The 4,293-nt window shown below is 74.4% G+C and carries 7 protein-coding genes; 4 read left to right on the top strand and 3 right to left on the bottom strand.

Annotated elements, in window-relative coordinates; translation table 11 throughout:
• From crtI to AC2W7G_RS10185, 4 genes are all read left to right on the top strand, one after another.
• On the top strand, window positions 1-788 hold a 788-nt coding region (crtI, locus tag AC2W7G_RS10170), incomplete at its 5' end, for a phytoene desaturase family protein (protein WP_485868328.1).
• Entirely contained in the window at window positions 785-1,132 is a 348-nt protein-coding gene (locus AC2W7G_RS10175; RefSeq protein ID WP_485868329.1) for a lycopene cyclase domain-containing protein, read from the top strand. The genes crtI and AC2W7G_RS10175, both read left to right, overlap by 4 nt.
• On the top strand, window positions 1,129-1,440 hold the full coding sequence (locus tag AC2W7G_RS10180; RefSeq protein ID WP_485868330.1) for a lycopene cyclase domain-containing protein: 312 nt from the start codon (window positions 1,129-1,131) through the stop codon (window positions 1,438-1,440). The genes AC2W7G_RS10175 and AC2W7G_RS10180 overlap by 4 nt, the downstream gene beginning before the upstream one ends.
• Window positions 1,437-2,327, top strand: a complete 891-nt coding sequence (locus AC2W7G_RS10185) for a prenyltransferase (RefSeq protein WP_485868331.1) — start codon at window positions 1,437-1,439, stop codon at window positions 2,325-2,327. The genes AC2W7G_RS10180 and AC2W7G_RS10185 overlap by 4 nt, the downstream gene beginning before the upstream one ends.
• Here the strand turns inward: AC2W7G_RS10185 and AC2W7G_RS10190 are convergent.
• From AC2W7G_RS10190 to AC2W7G_RS10200, 3 genes are read right to left on the bottom strand one after another with little or no spacing between them, the layout of a single operon-like run.
• Window positions 2,270-3,040 (bottom strand): glycosyltransferase family 2 protein, encoded by a 771-nt coding sequence (locus AC2W7G_RS10190; protein ID WP_485868332.1) that lies wholly within the window; start codon window positions 3,038-3,040, stop codon window positions 2,270-2,272. The genes AC2W7G_RS10185 and AC2W7G_RS10190 overlap by 58 nt on opposite strands.
• A complete protein-coding gene (locus AC2W7G_RS10195) occupies window positions 3,037-3,636 on the bottom strand; it encodes a DUF2238 domain-containing protein (protein ID WP_485868333.1) in 600 nt (199 codons plus the stop codon). Before AC2W7G_RS10195 ends, AC2W7G_RS10190 begins: the two co-directional genes overlap by 4 nt.
• A 5-nt stretch (window positions 3,637-3,641) precedes the next feature.
• Complete coding sequence (locus tag AC2W7G_RS10200; RefSeq protein ID WP_485868334.1) at window positions 3,642-4,163, bottom strand: beta-class carbonic anhydrase; 522 nt, start codon at window positions 4,161-4,163, stop codon at window positions 3,642-3,644.
• Window positions 4,164-4,293 lie beyond the last annotated feature (130 nt).

Genomic DNA, 4,293 nt, shown 5'->3' on the forward strand with positions numbered 1-4,293 from the left:
GTCCGCGGGTGCGCGCGTGCGGGTGCGCACCCCCGGTGGCGCCGACCAGCTGCTCGGAGGCCGACCTCGTCGTCGGCGCGGCCGACCTGCACCACGTCGAGACGCAGCTGGTGCCGGACGACCTGCGCACCTACGACGCGTCCTACTGGGAGCGTCGCGACCCGGGGCCCGGTGCCGTCCTGGCCTGCCTGGGCGTGCGCGGGGAGCTGCCCGAGCTGGCCCACCACTCGCTGTTCTTCACCGAGGACTGGCGCGAGAACTTCGACGCGATCTTCGCCGCGCCCACGCGGGTGCCCGACCCGGCGTCGGCGTACGTGTGCCGTCCGTCGGCCACCGACCCGAGCGTCGCGCCTTCGGGACACGAGAACCTGTTCGTCCTCGTCCCGGTGCCGGCCGACCCCGAGCTCGGACGCGGTGGCGTCGACGGCGCGGGCGACCCGGTGGTGGAGAAGGCGGTCGACGCCGCGATCGCGATGATCGCCCACGAGGCGGGCGTGCCCGACCTGGCCGAGCGCGTCGTCGTGCGACGCACCATCGCGCCGGGCGACTTCGCCGCCGACCTCAACGCGTGGTCCGGCGGGGCCCTGGGACCGGCGCACGTGCTGCGCCAGAGCGCCTTCTTCCGCGCCGGCAACGCGTCGCGCCACGTCGAGGGGCTCGTCTACGCCGGCAACGGCACGATCCCCGGCATCGGGCTGCCGATGTGCCTCATCAGCGCCGAGCTGGCGCTCAAGCGCGTCCGCGGCGACCGCACGACCACGCCGCTGCCCGTAGGGGATCAGAGATGAGCGCGCTGTACCTGCTGGCGATCCTCGGCTCGACGGTCTGCATGGGCCTGGTCGACCGGCGCCGGCGGCTGTTCCTGTTCGACCGGCCCGGACGCGCCCTGGCGCTGGTGGGTGCGGCTCTCGCGTTCTTCCTGACCTGGGACCTCGTCGCCATCTCGCTGGGCGTCTACGAGCGCGGCGACTCGCCGGCGATGACCGGCGTCGAGCTCGCCGACGAGCTGCCGCTGGAGGAGCTGTTCTTCATCCTGTTCTTCGGCTACCTCACGATGGTGCTGCACCGTCTGCTCGCGCGGGTCGTGCTGGCGCCCCGGGCCACGGCGCCGGCGGAGAGGACGGCGCGATGACCTACGCCTCGCTCGCCGTCCCGTTCGTCGGCCTGGCCGCCGCCGTCCTGGTCGTGGCCGTGGTCGTCCGGCGTCCCTCGCGGCGCTGGTGGACGGCCACCGCACTGACCCTGCTGGCGCTGCTCGTCCTCACCGCGGTCTTCGACAACCTCATGATCGCCGCGGACCTCTTCCGCTACGACGACGACATCACGTCCGGGCTGCGGCTCGGCCTGGCACCGGTCGAGGACTTCGCCTGGCCGCTCGCCGCCGGCCTCGGGCTGCCGGGGCTGGCCCTGCTGACCTCGAGCACGGAGGACGTCGCGTGAGCGCCGCCGCGGCCGGTCGTCCCGCCCCGAGCCCGGTGCGCCAGGTGCTCGGGTCGTCGCGCCCGCTGAGCTGGGTCAACACCGCCTACCCCTTCGGTGCCGCCTACCTGCTGGCCGGCGGTGGCGTCGATTGGACGTTCGTGCTCGGCGTCGTCTACTTCCTCGTGCCGTACAACCTGCTCATGTACGGGGTGAACGACGTCTTCGACTACGAGTCCGACGTGCGCAACCCGCGCAAGGGCGGGGTCGAGGGCGTCGTGCTCGACCGGCGCGTGCACCGCACGACGATCGTCGCGGCCGTCGCCACGAACGTCCCGTTCCTCGCCGCCCTGCTGGTGCTCGGTGACGTGCGCTCGGCGCTCGTGCTGGCGGTCAGTGTCTTCGCGGTCGTCGCGTACTCCGCGCCCGTGCTGCGCTTCAAGGAGCGTCCGTTCCTGGACTCGCTGACCTCCAGCACCCACTTCGTCAGCCCGGCCGTCGTCGGCCTGGCCCTGGCCGGGGCGTCGCTCACCGACAACGCGGCGGCCCTCGTCGGGTTCTTCCTGTGGGGCGTGGGGTCCCACGCGTTCGGCGCGGTGCAGGACGTCGAGGCCGACCGGGCCGGCGGCATCGGCTCGGTCGCCACGGTGCTGGGCGCGGCGCGGACGACCTGGCTCGCGCTCGCCGCGTACGTCGTGGGCGGCCTGGTGCTGCTGACGCTGCCCTGGCCATACACCCTGGCCGCGGCGCTGGTGCTGCCGTACGTCGTCAACGTGCTGCCGTTCCTGCGGCTGGCCGACACCGACTGCGAGCGCGCGAACGCCGGCTGGCGGCGCTTCCTGTGGCTGAACTACCTGGCCGGCTTCCTGCTCACCCAGCTGCTGATCTGGCCCCACGTGTCCTGGTAGCGGTCGCGCCAGCGCAGCCACGGCGGGCTCGTGCGCCAGTTGAGCTCCAACGTGCGCCGGGCCCGACCGAGGCGACGGCGCAGGTGGCTCCCGCCGCGCAGCGAGCGGGCCGAGACGCCGACCACGACGGGCACGAGCCGGATGCGGCTCCCGGGGCCGAGGACGAAGGCCAGGTCCATGTCGTCGTGGACGTCGGCGTCGCGGTGCACGGCGTCCGCGGCCGCCTTCCACGACGTGCGCCGCACGGCCATGTTCGAGCCCCACAGCACGGTGTGGCCGAGCGCCAGGTGCGAGCTGACGTAGTAGGCCCCCAGGTAGAGCACGGCGAGCAGCGTGCGCAGCCCGCCCGGCGCGTCGTGGAACGTGCCGACGCCGGTCACGGCGTCGAGCCGGTCGTCGGCCTCCAGTGGGGCCACGAGGCGCTCCAGCCAGCGTCGGCCCGGCACGGTGTCGGCGTCGCAGCGCACGACGAGCTCGCCGGACGCGGCGTCGTAGCCCGTCGCGGCCGACCGCGGGATGCCGACCCGCGGCTCGTCCACCACCCGGGCACCGTGAGCGCGGGCGACGGACGCCGAGGCGTCGGTCGAGCCGTTGTCGACGACCACGACCTCGTCCGGGAGGCGGGTCTGGTGCGCGAGCCGGGTCAGCAGCGCCTCCAGGGCGACCGCGTCGTCGCGGACCGGCACGACGACCGAGACGGTGGCGCGGCTCATCGGGCGTCCGCGCTCTGCCGGCGGGCCAGCAGCACCGCGGCCACCAGGGTGCCGGCGGCCCCGGCCAGCAGGTCGCCGACCGTGTCGGCGTAGCCGACCTGGATGCGGTCGTCGAGGAAGGTGTGGCCCGCCCACTCGCCGAGCTCCCAGACCGTGGCCAGGGCGAGGCCCAGCGCGACCGTGACGACGGCGACGCCCAGGCGCGGGCGCAGCAGGCCGGGGGAGCCGGCCGGCGGCACGACGCCCAGGCGGGTCAGGGCCAGGTGCGCCACGGCGGCCACGAGACCCGTGGCCACGGCGTGGACCCCTAGGTCCAGGCCCGGCACCGTGACGTACCAGTCCAGCTGCGCGGCCCAGGCGGCCACGAGCAGCGTCGTGCCGTAGGCCACGTCGAGGGAGTCGGGCAGACCGAGCGCGCGGGGGACCATCGTGCCGCCCAGGACGAGCAGGAACAGCGGTCCGGCGACGCCGCCGTACGCCACGGCGGCGACGAGCAGGCTGAGCAGCGACGCGACGCGCACGGCGTCGCCCGGCAGGAGGCCCCCCGGGCTCGTGGCCCGGGAGGAGGCTTCGTCGGCCAGGTCGCTGCGGGTCACGCGGTCTACTCCTCGACCGGCGACAGCAGCCCCGAGTCGACGTCGTAGACGAACCCGCCGACGACGGCGCGGTCGCCGATGAGCGGGTGGCTGCGCACGCGGTGCAGATCGTGGCGGATGGTCTGCTGCTGGTCGGTGATGGCGCCCAGCGTCATCCACGAGGCGTCCTGGCCGGCGCTCTGCGTCAGCGCCTCGTGCAGCTCGTGCTCGGGCTTGGAGGCCATCGCGCACCGGGTGTGCTCGACGACCAGGATGCGCTCGACGCCCAGCAGGTGGACGCCCAGCACGAGGGCGACGAGCGCCTGGTCGGTGACGCGGCCACCGGGGTTGCGCAGGATCTTGGCGTCACCGGGCTGGAGCCCGATCATGCCCAGCGGGTCGATGCGCGAATCCATGCAGGTGACCATGGCGACACCGGCGCGGGCGACGCCGTCGAAGCCGGCGAGGTCGAAGCGGGAGGCGAAGTCGGCGTTGGCGGACAGGAGGTCGTCGAAGGAGCCCATGCCGGCGAGAATATCGACCCTCACGCCCGTCGTCGCGGCAGCACCCAGAGCGCCAGCGCCGCGGCCACGGCGGCGCACACCGCGGCGCCCACGAACACGGGCGTGGCAGCTGGGGTGATGCCGGCCTCGACCACCGCGTCGCGGTAGGCCCTGC

The sequence above is a fragment of the Aeromicrobium sp. PFPM2_SD2 genome (assembly GCF_057364525.1).